The organism is Flavilitoribacter nigricans DSM 23189 = NBRC 102662 (assembly GCF_002646595.1).
GTDB lineage: Bacteria > Bacteroidota > Bacteroidia > Chitinophagales > Saprospiraceae > Flavilitoribacter > Flavilitoribacter nigricans.
In genome coordinates, this window is sequence record NZ_PDUD01000002.1 from 299,597 (window position 1) to 318,544 (window position 18,948).

Below are 18,948 nucleotides of genomic sequence, written 5' to 3' on the forward strand. Positions count from 1 at the left end.
ATCACAAGCCGATACCCTACGTATCCAGAAATGGGATTTCCCATTATTTTCTGAATGTTTATTGAAGAGTAGGTGTAGGGCTCCGAATTAGCTCCAATGTTGATGCACGACTCGAGACTTTCTAAGTTTTCGAAACTTAGAAAGTCTTTACTTGGAAAGTCTTTAGCACCAAAAACTTGCCTCGGCCCCACATTTCCCTTAAATTATCCTTTAGGAAGGGATTTTAACCTTCTTGTAGTTTTACGGTATCAATTTATTATGGAAACGCGCTCACAAACCGGCCTGCCGCTGCTGCCAGGCCATTATTATCATCTATACAACCGGGCCAACGGTGCCGGGAATCTTTTCCAAACTCCTGATCACTACCTTTTCTTTCTCAAAAGATTAGCTAGGTATTCATCCGGTTATTTCGATCTGTTCGCTTACTGCCTTATCCCGAACCATTTTCATCTATTAATCCGCCCCTTACCCGATCAAGTGGTCATTGCCTCCGCAATGGAGGATTACCCTACCCTGCCTAAGCGGCTGGAATATTCTATCGAAAAATATCTGGCGAAAACTACCGGCGATTCCGTTCGTCCGGTCTTTTCCCTGAAAGATCTGTCAGAAGTTTTTACGCTTGATAAAGACCTGATCGGCCAGGTTACGGCCTTCCTGGTGTCCGAGCAATTCCGAAAATTATTTATGAGCTACAGTAAAGCGGTGAATAAGCAAATGGGCTGGAAAGGGAGCCTGTTTCAGAAATATTTTAAAAGGAAGAGCGTAGAAAGTACGGACTACTTAAGGTGGCTGATCTGGTACATTCACCGGAATCCGGTACACCATGATCTCGTTAGGGATTTTCGCACTTATACCTGGAGTTCTTACGCCAGCATACTCAGCCGAAAACCGACCCGCCTGCCGAGACGGGAAGTGATCTCCTGGTTTGAAAATGAAGCTGGATTTTTAGCGTTTCACGACCGGGCGGAAGCGAACTGGAAAGTACTGAAGGAGTTGGTTTTAGAGTGATTGACTGACTGCTAAAAGACTTTCTAAGTTTTCGAAACTTAGAAAGTCTAATCAGCAATCTCCCTACTATCTAAAACTCCGCCGTCTTCGGCGCCCGCGGGAACGGGATCACGTCGCGAATGTTGGTCATACCGGTAATGAACTGGACCATGCGTTCGAAACCGAGGCCGAATCCGGAGTGCGGAGCACCACCGAATTTCCGCAGTTCCAGGTACCACCAGAGTTCTTCTTCCGGAATATCCATCTCCTCGATCCGCCGGAGTAGCACATCGTAGCGATCTTCCCGTTGGGAACCGCCGATCACCTCGCCGATGAAGGGGAATAATACATCCATAGCGGCGACGGTTTCACCCGGTACGCCTTCCTGCTGGTCGTTAAGCCGCATATAAAAAGCCTTGAACGCTTTGGGATAATCCCGGACGATCACCGGTTTTTTGAAATGCTTCTCCACCAGGAAGCGTTCGTGTTCAGCCTGCAGATCACTGCCCCACTGCGGTTCAAATTCGAATTTACCCTTTTTGAAAGGCTTCGAGCGACGCAGGACATTGATCGCCTCCGTGTAGGTGATACGTTCAAAATCGTTATCGACCACGAAGCGCAGCATTTCGATCAGCCCCATGGGCCGGCGTTTGTCCTGCGGCAGATTTTTCTCGGCCTGCTGGATGCGCTGATCCAGGAATTCCAGATCTTCGAGATAGTTTTCCAGGACGTAGTTGATCAGGTACTGGACAAAGTCCTGCGCCAGGTCCATGTTGTCCTCAATATCGTTGAAAGCCACTTCCGGTTCGATCATCCAAAACTCGGAAAGGTGGCGGGTTGTGTTCGAGTTTTCCGCACGGAAAGTCGGTCCGAAGGTATAGATCTTACCCAGCGCCAGTGCGCCGATCTCCCCCTGGAGCTGCCCGCTCACGGTCAGATTGGTGGCTTTACCGAAAAAGTCTTCTTTCCAGTTGATGCTGCCGTCTTCCGTACGGGGCGGATCCCCGATGGGCAGGGTCGTCACCTGGAACATCTCACCGGCTCCTTCCGCATCGCTGCCCGTGATGATGGGCGTATGCAGGTAGTAATAGCCCCGGTCGTTATAGTATTTGTGTACCGCATAGGCAATAGCGTGCCGAACCCGGAATACCGAACTAAAGGTATTGGTCCGCATCCGGAAATGCGCTTTATCCCGCAGGAACTCCATGGTCTGCCGCTTGGGCTGCAGCGGATACTGCTCCAGGTTGTTACCGCCCAGGATCTCCAAGGTTTCGGCCACAACTTCCACACTTTGACCGGCTCCCTGGCTTTCTACCAGTTGCCCCGTCGCCTTTACACAGGCGTGAAAACTGATCTGTTTCAGTACTTCTTCGGGTAGCTGATCCGGATCCACTACGATCTGCAAATTACCAGCGGTTGAGCCGTCATTAAGGGCAATAAATCGATTGTTGCGAAAAGCTCGCACCCATCCCATTACGGTTACCTGATCGCCGATCTTCGGCTCTTTTAAAATACTGGCAATTTCACTTCTTCGAATCATGATACGGTTAACTTAGTGGTCAGCAAAAAATGCTCAGCAGTAAGCAGTTGGTAATTAATCTAAGTTGCGATGCAACTTCGGTAGAGGGTTAAAGTAGAGGGTAGAAGGATTACCTATCGTTAAAATGGAGCAAAATCTCTCCTTTTAACGATTGCAGTCTCTCTACGCTTTACCATCTACGCTCTACAATTCAAGTATGGCAACTTGAATTAATTAATAAACTGCTTGCCGGTCACTGATTACTGAATGACTGATTTAGTTCAACAACCACCGGGTACGCAAATACGTTCCCAATGGCGCGCAAAGCTAGAAATAATGCAATGATTAGACAAACCTGGCGTCGATTAGGTGGTGGGAGTACTTAAACTTTTTTACCTCCGACCCAGCGGCGGGCACCCCATTTGAGGATCACGGCCTCGATCATGGTCACCTGAATGGGTTTGGCGATATAATCATCCATACCGGCGGCGAGGCATTTCTCCCGGTCGCCCTCCAGCGCATTAGCCGTCATGGCAATTATCGTGGTGGGAGGCGAACTGCCGTTCTCCCCGGCGCGAAGCAGACTACTGGCTTCCAGTCCGTTCATAAGCGGCATCTGTACATCCATAAAGACCAGATCAAAATCCTGCGCTTCGAAGGCTTCGATCACCTTGCGACCATTGTCCACAAAACTGGCCTGATAGCCCAATCGCCTGAGAACGGCCCGCATCAGTTGCTGATTGATCGGATGGTCTTCAGCCACCAGGATATTCAGCGGCAGGCGTTCACTCAGGGCTTCCGTAGGGACATTGACTGCCGGCTCCCGCTGTGGCTCCGGCGGTAGGCCGGATTCCCGGGGATTCGGTAAGCTAAACGGAATGATCACCGTAAATACCGAACCTCCGCCCAATTCACTCTCTACGTTTATACTACCGTTCATGATCTGGATCAGGCGGTGAATGATGGCCAGGCCCAATCCGGTACCCCCGTACTTCCGGTAGGTGGAGGTTTCGGCCTGGGTGAAGGGCTCGAACAGCCGGGTCAGTTGCTGGTCGGACATTCCAATCCCAGTGTCGCGGACTTCCATGCCCAGTTGTATTTTCCCCTCGCCCACTCCGTGCCGGTACAGGTGCAGGCCCACCGATCCTTTCTGGGTAAATTTGATCGCATTACTCAGCAGGTTCAACAGGATCTGGCGCAGGCGGATCGGGTCTCCGTTCAGATAGCGCGGAACATCTTCATCGATCCTTTCCAGAAAGGCCAGATCCTTCTCCTGGAGAGATTCCCGCAACACCCCGACCACTTCGCGAATGAGATCCGGCAAATTGAACAGGCGACTTTCCAACTGCATTTTTTCCGCTTCGATCTTGGACAGATCCAGAATATCGTTCAGAATGGCCACCAGGTTCTGGCCGCTCGATTTGATGGCGGTAAGGTATTCCGTCTGCTCCGGATTGAGGGGCGTTTTGGAAAGCAGGTCCGCCATACCGACTACGCCGTTCATCGGTGTCCGGATCTCGTGGCTCATAGTCGCCAGAAAATCGGTTTTGGCCTGACTGGCCGCCGAAGCTTCATCCGCAGTGCGTTTCTGTTCCTGGGCAAACTGGGCCACGTACTGCATACTCTGCCCCAACAGGAATCCCAGATAGGAAGTGAATTCCACAAAAGTATTCACCTGCCAAAGGTTGATATTATCACCTATGCTGTAAACGGCCATGAAGAACAGACAGGCAAATCCCACACGACCAAATCCCAGCCCGGGCCTTTCCTTTTCAAAACTTCGGAAGAATTGCCACATTCCGTAACACATGCTGAGAAAAATGATTGCCAGGAAAACGTTCAGCGTGCTGGAGAAAAAGGATACCGGTCCGAATATGGTCCAAAGACTGTATAGGGTACAGAGCACCAGGGTAGCCCGGATCCACTGTCGCCGGATCACGTTGGGAAATAACAGTCCAGCGATCAGCCAGTATAACCCCAAACTCCAGTAGAGCGACAGGTATTCCAAACGCACCGTCAGGGCAAATGGCAGGTTCGGAAAGAGGTGGTGGAGCGGATAGTGCTCCGATCCCACGAGATAGTAGCTGTGCACGATGCAAAAAAGACTAAAAAAGAGAACGCCCTTTTCCTTCTTGCCCACAAACCAGAAGGCAAAGAGGAAAAAGCCCGTCATCAGGAAAAGTCCGAGGATCAGGAAAATAAAAAAGAACCGTCGGTTCAGATCGTCGGCCAGGCGTTCACTGGCTCCGATCCGGATGGACTCCGTCACGCCTCCTTTGCGATGGTGGTAATTGCTGATCTGGAGAATGAGGTCCAGCTCTCTGGCATTCGTTGTGATGTTTTTCACCTGGGGCAGCCAGTGAGGTTTACTGGATCGCCGGTCCCAACCGACCTGGCCGTTGGCGGCGACCTCCCGCCCGTTGACCCAGACTTTATAAGCGGTGAAAAAATCGGGTAGGAAGAGTCCCAGCAACGTATCCGGCTGCTGGTCCAGACTGATCTTTAGACGGTAAGTAGCCTTGCCCCGGCCCGTTCTCTTTTTACCGGCGATCATTTTTCCGTTCCACAGGCTGGGAAATTTAATAGCTTCCGCTTCCGGCAATTGGTTAGGTTCCCGAAAGGCATCGGGGTCGAGCAATGTATCCCAATAGATCAGCCAGTTGCCATCCAGATCCTGTCCGGTTTTCAGCAACTGCTGTAACTTGAGGCTAATGTGTCCGTTTTCCGCCTTTTGCTGCTGGGAAAAGGCAGGAATGCTGATCAGACAGAATAGCGCGATCCACAATTTATTCGAAATACAACACATGGCTATTAAATTCACCGGAATACCGGCCAATGCTCACGTTTCACTTTTTACTTTTTTCGGGCGACCGATCCATTTGATAATCTCTTTTTCAACGACATCCGAGTGTAACGGCTTCGTAATATAGGCATCCATACCGATCGACAGAGAACGCTCCTTATCACCCTGCATCGCATTGGCCGTCATAGCGATTATCACAGGTCTCTCGTCCTCCGGAAACCGGAGCTGGATCTGGCGGGTAGTTTCGTAACCGTCCATCACCGGCATCTGGATATCCATAAAGATCAGGTCATATTTTATCTTTTCCAGGAGTTCCAGCGCAAGCTTTCCGTTTTCGGCGATCTCCACCTGGAAACCCATTTTTTCGAGAATGGCCCGCATCAGTTGCTGGTTGATCGGGTGATCCTCCACCACCAGGATACGCTGCCGGACGCCGGGTTCGGGTGCTGCCGGCGGAGACAAAAATTCCTGATCGACCGAGACAATCTGCCCCCGGGACAGTTTGAAAGGAATGGTAACGGTAAACACGGTCCCCTCTCCCTCTTCGCTCGACACCTCGATGGTCCCGCCCATCATGCGGATCAATCGCTGGGAAATTGCTAATCCCAGGCCCGTGCCTCCGTACTTGCGGAAAGTTGAGGGAGCCGCCTGATTGAAAGGAATAAATAACCGGCCGAGTTGCTGATCAGACATACCAATCCCGGTATCTTTTATTTCAAAACTGATCCAGGTCCGATCTGCCTGTTTTTTATCCACCTTTACCGAAACCCGGATCTCACCGCGTTCCGTAAACTTAGTTGCGTTATTGATCAGATTGAGCAGTACCTGGCGTACCCGGCCCACATCGCCTTCCAGGGTATCGGGCAGATCGTTATCCAGTTGAAAGTAAAATTTGATGTCGTTCTTTTGCAGACTTTCGTGCATCAGGGTCCGCAGTTCCTTCAATAGCTCCAGCAGGGAAAACGGAGCCATTTCTAGGTTCATTTTGTCCGCTTCGATCTTGGACAGGTCCAATACATCGCTCACGATGGCCATCAGGTTCTGGCCGCTGAGCTTAATGGCTCCCAGATATTGCTTCTGCTCCGAGTTCAGATCCGTCTTAGCCAGAAGATCAGCCATACCGATCACCCCGTTCATCGGGGTCCGGATCTCATGGCTCATGGTAGCCAGGAAAACGGATTTGGCGCGATTGGCCACATCTGCCGCCAGGGCCTTTTCCCGGTAGCTTGCCGCAAAACGGGCTACAAAATATAAACCCTGGAAAAACAGAAAGCCGAAATAGGCAATGATCTCCACATAGGCATTGACTACCCAGACGTTGAAGTTATCCCCCAAGGTGTAGACACTGGTGAAGAACAGAAAAGCATAAGCGATCCGGGCGTACAATACACCGGGCTGATGGCGAAGGGAAGTTTTCAGGATAGCCCAGGCACCGAAGACCAGACTAAATACCGTCACCAGATGAAAGATCCGCACGGTATAGGTAAATCCGTAGATCGGTCCCACCAAGGTCCACACGCTAAAAGCCGTACAGATCCAGAATATGGCGCGTACCGCCGAATGTTTTACGCGATCCGGAAAGATCGCCCGGCCGATCTGCCAGTATAACCCGAGGATCCAGTAAAAGGTCAGGTATTCGATACGGATGGCCCACTGAAAAGGATAATCCATGAACAGGTGATGCAACGGGTAGTGCTCCGAGCCCACCGTGTAATAGGCGTTGGCCAGGCAAAACAGACTGAATACCAGTAATCCTTTTTCCCGGTATCCGGCCAGCACAAAAGCCAATAGGGAAAATCCGGTCATCAGGAAAAGCCCCATGATCAGGAACAGGATGAAATACCGGTTTTCCAGCTGGTTCTGTAATTTATTATAACTGCCCAGCCAGACCGGCTCCGCCGGTCCGCCTTTATAATGGTGGAAATTCGCGATCTGCAGGACGATATCCAGATCCGTTCCCTGCGTGCGGAAGGGCTGTACCTGCGGCAGCCAGTGCGGAGTGGTTTCCGCGCGGGTAGCGCCTACCCGGCCGTTGTGCGCTACCGGTTCACCGTTGACCCAGAGCTGATAGGCGGAATAAAAGTCCGGGACCATCAGCGCCAGGTAGGATCCGGCCCGCTGATCCAGGCGGACCCGAAGCCGGTAGGTAGCGACCCCGAAACAGACCCGCGCCCGGTGGAATCGCTCCATATTATTCCAGACCTTCGGGAAACTAACGTATTCGGGAGCCGGCAGCTGCGCGGAACCCGAAAGTTCCTGCGGCGACAGCAGGGTATCCCAGTAAACTTCCCACTCCCCGTTGAGCATCCGGGGCGCGTCCAAAATATCTTCTGTGGAAAAAGTAGCCTGCCCCCGGTGAATATCCACGGACTGGCCGGAAAGGGAAAAAGCGGTGAAGAGTAGACAAAAGAACGCTAAGGGTTTGCAGCCGACAGCAGCGAATATCGCTTTACCGGGGCCGAAACCTGCAATTAATAGTCGTTTTCTATCTCGTCTTTTGTTTCCCATTTTTAGAGAGTTGCTCTCTATATCCCAACCACCGCCGGATGACCTGTTCGATGGTTTGCATATCCAGGGGTTTGGTAATATAAGCATTCATTCCGGCGGCCAGACAACGCTCGCGTTCCCCCCGCAGGGCGTTGGCGGTCATAGCAATAATAACTGGTCTTATCGGTTCCGGATAGGTAGCAATTATTTCCTTGGTTGTCTGATACCCATCTTTTACCGGCATTTGCAGATCCATAAAGATCAGGTCATATCTTTTTCGTTCCAGGTATTCCAGAGCCTCCTGTCCTTGTTCCGCCACATCAGCCTGGAAACCGAGTTTGGCCAAAATAGCCTTCATCAACTCCTGGTTGATGGGATGATCCTCCACTACCAGGATATTCCGGGTACGCAGCAGATCCTTGCCGTTCTCGATCAGGTTGGTTTCGCTCTGCGGCCCGGGAGCTTCAACGGGCTTGAAGGGCAGCGTTGCCCGGAAGGTAGAACCCAGCCCCAACTCACTTTGCACCTGGATGTGCCCTTTCATCAATTCGATGAGCTGCTGGGTGATCGTCAGTCCCAGTCCGGTTCCCCCGTATTTGCGGGTAGTGGAGGCATCGCCCTGGGTGTACGGCATAAACAGCCGATCTAGTTGCATCGTGGAGATGCCGATCCCCGTATCACTGATAGAGAACTGTAGCCAGACCTTATTCCGATTCTCTTTTATCTTTTCAACCGTCAGACAGACTTCTCCTTCTTCGGTAAATTTAATTGCGTTACTCAACAGATTGATCAGCACCTGCCGCACCCGGATGGGGTCTCCTTCCAGCCATTCCCGGACATTTTCTTCCACCCGGCAATTCAGGCGAATATCCTTTTTGGAAATGCTTTCCCACATCAGCCCCATCACCTCGTCCAGCAGATCGGTCAGACTGAACACCTGGTTTTCCAGATTCATCTTATTCGCCTCGATCTTGGAGAGGTCAAGGATGTCATTAACGATGGCCACCAGGTTCTTTCCGCTGACCATAATGGCGTTCAGGTACTGCTTTTGCTCTCGATCCAGTTCGGTTTTGGCCAGCAGATCGGCCATCCCGATCACGCCGTTCATGGGTGTACGAATTTCGTGGCTCATGGTTGCCAGGAAATTGGATTTCGCCTTATTCGCGGCTTCGGCCGAGGCCGTGGTATCCTTGTGCACTTTTGCGAATTTGGTCACAAAATGCAGGCTCTGAAAAAGTAAAAAGCCGAGGTAGGGTCCGACCTGCACCAAGGAATTGGTTTGCCAGAGGCCAAGGTGATCGCCCGAGGAATAAGCCATTATGAAGAAAACAAAACCGAACGCCAGGGAAGCGTAATCCGCAGACCGATCCCCCGAACGCCAATTGGCAATCGCGGTATAGATGCCAAAAACGATGCTGAAGAACATCAGCACGTGGAACCCATTGAACAGAAAAGTAAACCAGTGAATGGGGGTAAGTAAGGTGAAAAGGCCGTAAGCCAGACAAATACGCACCACCCAGCGGGTTAGTTTTTCGGTGACGTATTTCGGATAGATCAATTGAGTGAATTTCCAGTAATAACCGACACTCGCGAAGATGGAGAGGTATTCCAGCCGAATGCCCACCTCGAAAGGCATCCACGGCAGCAGATTGTGGATCGGATAGTTTTCCGAGCCGACAATATAATAGCTGTGGATCATACAGAAGATACCGAACAGCAGGATCCCTTTATCCCGCTGATCCGTTGCCCAGAATGTAAACAGGAAAAACCCGGTCATCAAAAACAATCCGAAAATGATATGGATGAAATTGAAATTCATATTCCAGTCATCCTGCATCAGATTATTTGGACCGAGGGTAATGGATTCGGCAGCGCCACCTTTATAATGGTAAAAGTTGGAGATCTGGAGCAGGATATCGATCTCCTGCCCTTCCACTTCAAAACTCCTCACCTGGGGCCGCCAGTACGGCCGCATGGAACTTTTGGTGGTGCCGGTGTGCCCGTTCTGCGCGAAGGGTTTCCCGTTGATCCACATTTCGTAGGCGGAGTAAAAATCGGGGATAAAAAGCGCTAGGAGGGTATCCGTCGGGCGATCCAGATGTATCTGTAGGCGGTAGGTTGCATAACCGAATCCCGAGCGAGGGGTACCTTCCTTCCCCGGGACACGGTTCCAGATCTGCGGGAAAGGGGTCAATTCCTTCAGATCGGGGTCCAGCAGCGGCAGATCCTGTGGTTCGAGGAGGGTGTCCCAGTAGACTTGCCAGGTACCGTCCAGATTGGATATCTGCGTCAACGCCGTTTCCGTGGCGAGCCTGACCTCTCCGTTCTGTATGTCTACAGAACTGCCATTGGTCTGTCCTTGTGCAAAGGTCAAACTCAATATTCCTAATGTGAATATAGTAACGACGCGAACCATTCATTTAGCAAATTAAACAATGAAATGGCTGAGTGTGTGTTCTTTAGCTAATTGTAGAAAAATGTAGTATTACAAAGAATAAATAGGGCTGTCCTAAATTCTATCTAAGCTTGTTAGGCTATGAATTGTGATCCAAAAAATAGTACTTGGTGAGGCGTGTGTTCGACTGACTACAAAGTTGCAAAAAAAATGATACTAAACCAATTCTAATTTCACAAGTTGTCCGCCAGCGGTTAATAAACCAGGTGTCCGGCGCTGATCGCCAAAAGCACATAGTGTACGAAATTCCGCAATTTGCAACCCATATTCCCCCGATCATCCTGCTTACCGGTAGAATGTCGGGTTAAAAGACAACTCAGTTGGGTTTGCTTAAAGTGGTTTATCTACCGGCCACTGGTAAAAAACAGGAGGTAGCAAAAACAATAATCTGGCCGGCAATATATTGCTTTATCGACCATGATTAGCACGCTCCTTTATACCTGTTATTCTTTCCGGTACAGTTTGTGGTAATTAGAGATATGTTTCGTCCGTCCCGTTGGTAATTTCTTCGAGTATAGTCTTAATCTCGTTAACGGTTTTTTCATCACTAAGTTGCTTTGCAGCCAATAATTTTCCCCGAAGTGCCCGCACCCGGCGGGGACCGCGGTCCAGGCTGCGATCAAACTGGGCGATCGCCTCTTCCGGCCGTTCCTGCTCCAGCAGCCACTCTCCGTACAGTTCAAAGGACGGCATCACGATCACCGGGGGTCCGTAGGAATAGTCCAGCGTTGCCTCCAGATCGGCCGCTTCGGCGATCAGTTGCTCGGCCATTTCCGGCTTCTCCAGCAGCCGGGCGTACAAACTGCGCAATTGCAGTTCCATTACCCGGACCTGATCGATGTCCAGCTGGTTGGCTTTGTAATTGCCGGTGGGAGCTGCCGAGCACAGTGGCGTACCGCGATCGCTGATCTGGAGGGAGGCTGCCTGGCGCTTATCTTCCAGTTCCCTGATCAGCCCTTCCAGTTTTTCTTTATCCTGCTGCCGAAAGGCTTTCATGCCTTCCACCACCTGTTGAATGCCCTGATCGACGATCGACAGATCGCTAACATCCACCTGAATATCCTTGAATGCTCCTTTCCAGTCGCCGGATTCCACCAGATAGTTTCCCTTCATGGAAATGAGATAGGAGCGGGCCGACACGGAAGGTAGTTCTTCGGTGTATTGTACCATTTTCCGCAAAATATCTCCGGCGGCTTCCAGCTGATCTTTTTGCAAATGTCCGTACATCAACCAGGAAAAAGCGTGGTAAGAGCGGGCGTCATTGTCGAGCCCCAGCCGTTCCATGCGCTTGACGCTGGCCCCGTAGGAAGCGATATTGGCGCTGACCACTTCATCCCACATCCCCATCGCTACGTAGATGTGCGAAGGCATATGAAGCGCGTGGGCGGCATCCGGTGCTACTTTGGAATAACTATTGGCCGCTTTGATCGCCATGGCGGCATGTTCCGGATCGTCGTAAGCATGGATCATATAGTGCAATGCACCGGGATGGTTGGGATTTTCCTCCAGGATACCTTTCGCGATCTGCGCTCCCTGGCCGTATACTTCGTAATCCCGACCGACCGGTACGGCGCCCAGCAGCGATAAGGCGTAAAAAGCCGCCACTTCGTGATTGCCGGGGTATTTCCGGTGAAGTTCCTCCATACGACCGGCATAAGCCGAATCCCGCACCACTTTCTCTCCCTCTCCGTAAAGGATATCGGCGGCAGCCATCAGATCCGCTTCCAGTTCGGAGCCGGTTTTGGCCTGCCGGGCTTCGGGAGTTTCGGCCAGCTTTTGCAGGGCTGCCCGGCCATCTTCCAGCTTTTGCCGGCGCCAGAGCGGGTGATTGTACGTCATGGCTTCTCCCCAGAAGGCCATAGCCATATCCGGATCAGCAGCCTGGGCTTCGAGAAATGCCTTTTTGGCGTCGTCATATTCAAAGCTATGCAGCAGGAGCAGTCCCCGTTGAAAATGCGGTTGGGCCTCGTCCTTACCACTCGGTTGGAAATGGATCTCCCCCAGGTGGTTTTCCGTCGCATCGGGCGCTTCCTGTTTGCAGGAGAAACAGATCAGGGAAATGAGCAGTAAAAAAGCAGTTTGGGTACGGAGAAGTTGCATGGCTTAGATATTTTAACGGATAATATTAGGTAGACCTTGGAATCAGAAGCCCCGGATCATTTGCGGCTACAGGAGGCCGGATTTTGCCCGCTGCCGGTTGTCACTGCCGCAATTCCGCTGCTTTTCCAATCCGAATTAAAGATAAGATAATCCACGGTTAGACCAAAGCTCACGAAAAATTCCAGCGCGGAAGGCCGTTTGCCTAAAGTATCCGTTTGCCGACGAAAACCGCGGGGATAAATCGCCCGCTTGTTTTGGCGCTTACCGGCAAACATTACTATTTTGTCCCTGGAATTCAGCAATTCACATCGACTACTAGCTCAAATGACCACTTCTTACCAAATTACCACCGCAGACGCTCAACTCTGGATAGAAAAACACTGGAGTCTGGCCGTACGGACCATCAGGCCGTTACCCGGCGAGGTTGATCTCAATTTCTACGTGGAAACTGAAGATGACAAAGCCTTTACCTTTAAGGTCAGCCGGCCGCAGGCCGATGAGGAAGCCGTAGATTTCCAGCAGGAAGCGCTCCAGTGGCTGATCCAGCATACCCTGCCTATTGAACTCCCCTACCCCATTCCCAACCATCAGGATCAGATGCTTACCCTCGAACAGGATGAACAGGGCGAAGAGCGCGTGCTGAGAATGGTGCAATGGGTGCCCGGTAAAGTACTCGCCAAAACCAATCCGAAATCGCTGGACCTGCTCTACCAGATGGGCGAAGCATCCGGCGCTCTCTGTAAAGCGCTGCAGGGTTTTGACCATCCCGCCGGTCACCGCTTTTTCAAATGGGACCTGGCCCGGCTGCCCTGGATAAGCGATCATCTGGACAAGATCAGGGATACGGACCGACGGGCCCTGGTAGAATATTTCATCGATGCGTTTCACCGGAAAGTAGCGCCGGTGCTCCCCCAACTCCGCACCAGCATTATCCACAATGATGCTAACGACTACAATGTACTGGTCAGATATGTAGGTTCGAGGCCGGTGATCAACGGCGTTATCGATTTCGGTGATGCCATCCACACCCAGACGGTGAACGATCTGGCAATCGCCATTGCCTACGGCATTATGGACAAACCCAATCCGCTGGAAGCCGCGGCCGTCATGGTAGCGGGGTTCCACGCCAGCCTGCCGCTGGAGCCGGAAGAAGTCGAGTTGCTGTATTATCTGATCGGTGGACGCCTAGCCGTTTCGGTCACCAATGCCGCCGTCAACAAAGATGTGGAACCGGAAAATACCTACCTGCTCATCAGCGAACGTCCGGCCTGGGAACTTTTGCAAAAGTGGAGCGCCATCCCCGCAGCTCTGGCGCACTACACCTTCCGCCAGACCTGCGGCTGGGAAGCCTGCCCCCGGGCAGCGATTTTCCGCGAGTGGGCGGCTACTTACGATGAAGCGCCCTTTGTGCTGGATGTTGATCCGGTTGATAACCGAATTACGGCCCTGGACCTGCGCGTGGGAAGTTCTGAATTCGGCAATAACGAGAGCTTTAACCGGATCGATCGCTTCGACCGGACCATTCAACGGATGCTCGAAGATGCCGAAGCGGACCTGGGGATCGGCGGTTACGGTGAAGTACGGCCTTTCTACACTACTGATGCCTACCAGGTAGCCGGCAACAACGGTCCGGAATGGCGCACGGTGCACCTGGGACTGGATGTATGGGGCGAAGCCGGTTTACCCGTGGTGGCTCCGGTAGCCGGAAAAATTCACAGTATTCAGGATAATCAGGGGGATTGTGACTACGGTCCTACCATCATCCTGGAACATGAGGTCCGGGAAGATCTGACCTTTTATACCCTGTACGGACACCTCAGCGCCGATTCCCTCGACGGTAAGCAGATCGGGGACGCAGTACAGGCCGGCCAGGTCATCGCCCATATCGGGAATTATCCGGTCAACGGGAACTGGCCGCCGCATCTGCACTTTCAGATTATGCTGGACCTCCTGGAATGGGAAGGCGACTTTCCGGGCGTAGCTTTTCCCGAGCAACGGGAAGTGTGGATGAGCATTTGCCCGGACCCCGCCCTGATCCAGCCCCGGGACCTGCCCGTTGCAACAACGGCGGCGGATAGCGGGGAGATCCGGCGCACCCGGGACGTACACCTGGGTAAAAGCCTGAGCATATCCTACGACGCGCCGCTCCACATCGTTCGGGGTTTCGGTCCTTATCTTTACGATGTCAACGGCCGCCGGTATCTGGATACCGTCAACAATGTTGCCCACGTAGGACACGAACATCCAAGGGTGGTCCGGGCCGGTCAGCGCCAGATGGGTATCCTGAATACCAATACCCGCTATCTGCACGAGAACATCACCGCACTGGCCAAAGAATTGCTGGCCACTATGCCTCCGGAACTGTCGGTCGTACATTTCGTCAATTCCGGAAGTGAAGCGAACGAACTGGCCCTGCGCATGGCCCGCACCTGGCGGGGACATACCGATATGATCGCCGTCGAGGTCGGTTACCACGGCAATACTGGAGCCGTGATCGACGTAAGCTCCTACAAATTTGACGGTCGGGGCGGCCAGGGCGTACCACCGAATACCCAGATCGTACCGATCCCGGACACTTACCGCGGTCTGTACCGGGGAAATGATCCCCAGGCGGGTTCCAAATACGCCGCTCACCTGGACGAAGTTATTGACCGGATCGGGCAGGCGGATCGGGCTGTTGCCGGCTTCATCTGCGAAAGTATTCTCAGTTGCGGCGGGCAGATTGAACTGCCGGCGGGATATCTGCGGGAAGCTTACCGCAAGGTGAGAGCGGCCGGCGGATTGTGCATCGCCGATGAGGTGCAGGTCGGCTTTGGTCGCGTCGGTTCTCATTTCTGGGGTTTTGAACTGCAGGGAGTAGTGCCCGATATTGTCACCATGGGAAAACCCATGGGCAACGGCCATCCGCTGGCAGCCGTCGTCTGCCGGCCGGAAGTAGCCGAAGCTTTCGCCAACGGGATGGAATATTTCAACACCTTCGGCGGTAATCCCGTATCCTGTGCGATCGGGCGGGCCGTTTTACAGGTGATCCGGGAGGAAGGCCTGCAGGAAAATGCCCTGAATACCGGAGCTTATCTACGCCAGGGACTGCTGGAGCTTCAGAACCGCTACGAGATCATCGGCGACGTTCGCGGGCCGGGATTTTTTCAGGGTATCGAGCTGGTCCGGCACCGGGAGACCCTTACCCCCGCTGCCGCCGAGACGACCTATATTGCCAACCGTATGCGTCAACTGGGCATCCTGATGAGTACCGATGGGCCCCTGCACAATGTGCTGAAAATTAAGCCGCCCATTTGTTTCGGACGGAGGGAGGTAGACTTTCTGATCGATACGCTCGATCAGGTCTTGCAGGAGGATTACCTGACCACCTGAAGCAATTCCTGCTATTTTCAATCGGGAAGCCTACCATTTGCGGTCCCCTTCATCCGGCTTTCTATAAGAGCTATATGCAGTCTGTCGGACCTTTTCCTTACTGCCCATTCGGCGGACTTTCCGCGGCATTTTATAACTTGTAGATCAGATTTCTAAACGCCTCATCTCTACAAGTATGCGATTAATTTTATCCACTCTGCTCGTGCTGGCTCTGGCCACCGCAAGTCGTTCCCAGGATTATCTTCCCCTCCTGCAACCCGATGCCGTATGGTCGGTACTGCACCAGGAACCCTCCTCTTTTTGGGCGCGGGATACTTTTACCGAACACTACCGGATCGGATCCGATACCCTGCACGACGGGCTCATCTGGAAAAAATTATATTATTCCACCGCTCCCGTTTTTAGCTGGGATGATCCGGATCTGCAGCTGGCCGGTTTTATCCGGGAGGAAGATCAGCGGGTGTACTACGCCGGAGGATTCATCCGGTACCACGAGATCGATGATCCGATCTACGATTTTACGTTGGAAGTTGGGGATGTTTTCCACAAATCCCTTGACGATACCGGGCAGCCCCAGCACCTGGTGGTGCACGCCATCGATACCGTTCGGCTCCTGGACGACCTGCCCCGCAGGCGGTTTCATCTGGGGATCTACTATCCCATCGAGGACCGCTGGCAGGCTTACGATTACTGTATCTGGATCGAAGGTATGGGCGAACAGAATAACGGTCTGCTTCCCCAGTATTTACCGCCCTACCTGGGAGCCGATACCCGCACGCTTGACAAATTGCTCTGTTACCAGCGACAGGAGGAGCTCATCTTCCAGTCTTCCGTTCTAGACGGTTGTCATTACGAGTATGCTTACGAGCGGTTTATCAACAGTAGTAAGATTTGGGCGGTCCAGCACGAAGAAGTCATCTTTACCGGTCCTGATTCCTATGTGATCGACACGCTGACCGAACACTACTGGATCAGCACCGTGGAACCGGTACTGGTGGAAGGTCAGTTGGGTTTCCCGGTCTTTATCAATTACGATAGCGCATTCAACTACTTTTCGCCCGATAATCAGCAGATAGGCATCATCTGGGAAGAAGACCGGCGGGTATATTACCGCGGCCGGTACTACTACGATTCGCTCCTCTATGATTTCAATCTGCTTCCCGGCGATACGATCCTGGAATATAATACGGACGTGGGAGAACCCATTATCCAGGTCGTTACGGAAGTGGATACCCTGGTGCTGGCGGACGGTATTCCGCGCAAACGCCTGTACACCGGCTATTGGTTTCGGGGGCACGGTTCCGAATCGGATGAATTTTTCCCATCCGATATTATCTGGGTAGAAGGCATCGGGGATATTACCCACGGCCTGCTGCCCCAACACGGTCTGATGCTGCCCAATTTACGCCACCGGGATGCTTTGCTGTGTATGAAAGAGAACGATGGGATCGTATACCAAAATCCCGATTTTACCGCTTGTTTTATCGAAAGGCTCACCTCACCGGTACGGGAGATCCCGCAGCTGCCGTTGGCTATTGCCCCCAATCCGGTAAGCGACCGCCTGCACCTTCGGCAGCTGGACCAACTCCCTCCGGGAGAGCTGCTGATCAGCGATGTCTGGGGACGTAACTATTACCGACAGTCCTGCCGGCCCGCATGTCCGGACCTAAGCATCGATGTGGGTGACTGGCCCGCCGGTCTGTACCTGATCCGCTATACTTCCGGAGGCGCGCGTTACCAGGCCAAAAGATTGATCAAGCTGGGAACAAAAAATTAAAGCGGCGCCACTCCGGGTTAGATTTCTGAGCGACTTCTATACCCACAAGGAAAAAAAATCTTATATTCAACTTGCCAATTAGAGCGATCAGAGGGGATCAAGGCGGGTAAATAGTCCGTTCCTGCGGCATTTTTTGTTTACCTCCCGACACCCTTCCGGTTCAGCTACACAACCATATTGAATTCGTGACCTTGCAACTATGAAAAAACTAGTCACAATCCACCGTCTGGCCACCGGTACATCTCCGGGCCAGTCATCGGCCCCGAACGGTATTCCGGCTGCCCTGTTCCTCTCGCATAAATGGTCAAGCAGCCTGCAAAAGAAATATACGACTGATAATGAACTTAATAACCCAGTAGAACCGTTCTCTATAGCACCTTTTTCACCGATCCTTTATTACCCATTCAAATCATTGTTAACCGAATTGCTTAACAGTTTTCCAAAACCTGAATATCGCTTTTCGGGTTATGAAAGAAGGAAAAAATGGCCTTGACAAACGTACGGTAATCCATTTTATCCTTTCCTTTGTCGGTTTTATTCAAAGAATACTTGCGAAAACTTCACATTAGTCAAATGCAATATTTTAATCAATTCTTTCTGGGATGGGCCATGGGTACGGTAGGTATCATCCTGCCGGGCATCGTGAATATGACGGTCGTGGATGTGAGTATCCGCAAGGGGATGAAAGAAGCGGTGCGCTACAGTGCAGGGGGATCAGTGGCCATTTTTCTTCAGGTGTTCATCGCCGTGGCTTTTACCGGCTATCTAAGCAAAAATCCCGGCGTATTTAATTTCCTGAAGCAGGCTTCGGTATTCGTTTTTCTGGCATTGAGTATTGCCTTTTTTGTCCTGGCGCGCAAAGCCCAGGTGAAGAAAGCGGAAGATAAAACACGCCGATCCTTTCTACTCGGCTTCGTAGTTTCCTGTATGAATGCGCTGGCGATTCCCTATTTTTTCGCGGTCAGTGCCTATTTCCGGGCCCGCGAATGGATCTCTGCCGACTGGCCCTGCCGGTGGATCTATATTCTGGGCACCACCATTGGTGCTTTCGGTCTTTTACTGGTATACGCTCGCTTTGCGCAATATATCGCTAATCGTACGCAAAATTTCTCCCGGAATATCAATTATATCCTCAGCATATTTTTCCTGTCTCTGGCTTTTCTGCAGATGGCTAATTTGTACATGGAGTTTTAGTCTCCGGATGCATAATCGCTCCGGATTCCAATGAATAGCTCCCTGTAGGGCATGCGCATTTGATGTCTAGGGCCGAAAATTGAAAATTAATAAAGCTTGTCTTCACCGCTAAAACGCAAAGCCGCAAAGTTTCATAATGACTTCTTTCGAGAAAATTTGCTGATGCAAATTTTTCGATCTTTAGCGACATTGACGGTTAAGAACGCAAAGGTTAGTGGATTTGCCGACGGCAAATTCACTAAAAAAGCTTAGCT

10 protein-coding genes are annotated in these 18,948 nt (G+C 51.9%); 5 read left to right on the plus strand and 5 right to left on the minus strand.

The annotated features are described in order from the left end of the window. The first annotated feature begins 258 nt into the window (after positions 1-258). Positions 259-1,008, plus strand: coding sequence for a hypothetical protein (locus CRP01_RS02885; RefSeq protein ID WP_099148485.1), 750 nt, complete (start codon positions 259-261; stop codon positions 1,006-1,008). 70 nt (positions 1,009-1,078) lie between these two features. Here CRP01_RS02885 and asnS read toward each other — a convergent pair whose 3' ends face one another. The 5 genes from asnS to CRP01_RS02910 form a co-directional block, all read right to left on the minus strand. Beyond that, positions 1,079-2,527 carry an asparagine--tRNA ligase gene (asnS, locus tag CRP01_RS02890; protein ID WP_185154547.1) on the minus strand — a complete coding sequence of 483 codons (1,449 nt, stop codon included), beginning with the start codon at positions 2,525-2,527 and terminating at the stop codon, positions 1,079-1,081. Positions 2,528-2,888: 361 nt separating this feature from the next. Next, positions 2,889-5,312, minus strand: a complete 2,424-nt coding sequence (locus tag CRP01_RS02895) for an ATP-binding protein (protein WP_143473239.1) — start codon at positions 5,310-5,312, stop codon at positions 2,889-2,891. 33 nt (positions 5,313-5,345) lie between these two features. Then, positions 5,346-7,817 carry an ATP-binding protein gene (locus tag CRP01_RS02900; RefSeq protein ID WP_170110195.1) on the minus strand — a complete coding sequence of 824 codons (2,472 nt, stop codon included), beginning with the start codon at positions 7,815-7,817 and terminating at the stop codon, positions 5,346-5,348. Next, the gene (locus CRP01_RS02905; RefSeq protein ID WP_170110196.1) at positions 7,795-10,170 is read right to left on the minus strand and encodes an ATP-binding protein; all 2,376 of its coding nucleotides are present in this window, start codon (positions 10,168-10,170) and stop codon (positions 7,795-7,797) included. Before CRP01_RS02905 ends, CRP01_RS02900 begins: the two co-directional genes overlap by 23 nt. Before the next feature lie 552 nt (positions 10,171-10,722). After that, on the minus strand, positions 10,723-12,351 hold the full coding sequence (locus CRP01_RS02910; protein WP_099148490.1) for a tetratricopeptide repeat protein: 1,629 nt from the start codon (positions 12,349-12,351) through the stop codon (positions 10,723-10,725). A 324-nt stretch (positions 12,352-12,675) separates the two neighbouring features. Between CRP01_RS02910 and CRP01_RS02920 the strand changes: the two genes are divergently transcribed. The 4 genes from CRP01_RS02920 (at position 12,676) to CRP01_RS02930 (ending at position 18,694) form a co-directional block, all read left to right on the plus strand. Next, entirely contained in the window at positions 12,676-15,723 is a 3,048-nt protein-coding gene (locus tag CRP01_RS02920) for an aminotransferase class III-fold pyridoxal phosphate-dependent enzyme (RefSeq protein ID WP_099148492.1), read from the plus strand. A 175-nt stretch (positions 15,724-15,898) separates the two neighbouring features. Continuing rightward, positions 15,899-17,500: a T9SS type A sorting domain-containing protein gene (locus tag CRP01_RS02925; RefSeq protein ID WP_099148493.1), complete on the plus strand. Its 1,602-nt coding sequence runs from the start codon at positions 15,899-15,901 to the stop codon at positions 17,498-17,500. A 199-nt stretch (positions 17,501-17,699) separates the two neighbouring features. Continuing rightward, entirely contained in the window at positions 17,700-17,993 is a 294-nt protein-coding gene (locus CRP01_RS41805; protein ID WP_143473240.1) for a hypothetical protein, read from the plus strand. 80 nt (positions 17,994-18,073) lie between these two features. Next, entirely contained in the window at positions 18,074-18,694 is a 621-nt protein-coding gene (locus CRP01_RS02930) for a LysE family translocator (RefSeq protein WP_099148494.1), read from the plus strand. The last annotated feature ends 254 nt before the right edge of the window (positions 18,695-18,948 follow it).

Excerpts from the sequence above, each read along its gene's own strand:
- CRP01_RS02885 (WP_099148485.1), top strand. The coding sequence starts at position 259 with ATGGAAACGCGCTCACAAACCGGCCTGCCGCTGCTGCCAGGCCATTAT.
- asnS (WP_185154547.1), bottom strand. The coding sequence starts at position 2,527 with ATGATTCGAAGAAGTGAAATTGCCAGTATTTTAAAAGAGCCGAAGATC.
- CRP01_RS02895 (WP_143473239.1), bottom strand. The coding sequence starts at position 5,312 with ATGTGTTGTATTTCGAATAAATTGTGGATCGCGCTATTCTGTCTGATC.
- CRP01_RS02900 (WP_170110195.1), bottom strand. The coding sequence starts at position 7,817 with ATGGGAAACAAAAGACGAGATAGAAAACGACTATTAATTGCAGGTTTC.
- CRP01_RS02910 (WP_099148490.1), bottom strand. The coding sequence starts at position 12,351 with ATGCAACTTCTCCGTACCCAAACTGCTTTTTTACTGCTCATTTCCCTG.
- CRP01_RS02920 (WP_099148492.1), top strand. The coding sequence starts at position 12,676 with ATGACCACTTCTTACCAAATTACCACCGCAGACGCTCAACTCTGGATA.
- CRP01_RS02925 (WP_099148493.1), top strand. The coding sequence starts at position 15,899 with ATGCGATTAATTTTATCCACTCTGCTCGTGCTGGCTCTGGCCACCGCA.
- CRP01_RS41805 (WP_143473240.1), top strand. The coding sequence starts at position 17,700 with ATGAAAAAACTAGTCACAATCCACCGTCTGGCCACCGGTACATCTCCG.
- CRP01_RS02930 (WP_099148494.1), top strand. The coding sequence starts at position 18,074 with ATGCAATATTTTAATCAATTCTTTCTGGGATGGGCCATGGGTACGGTA.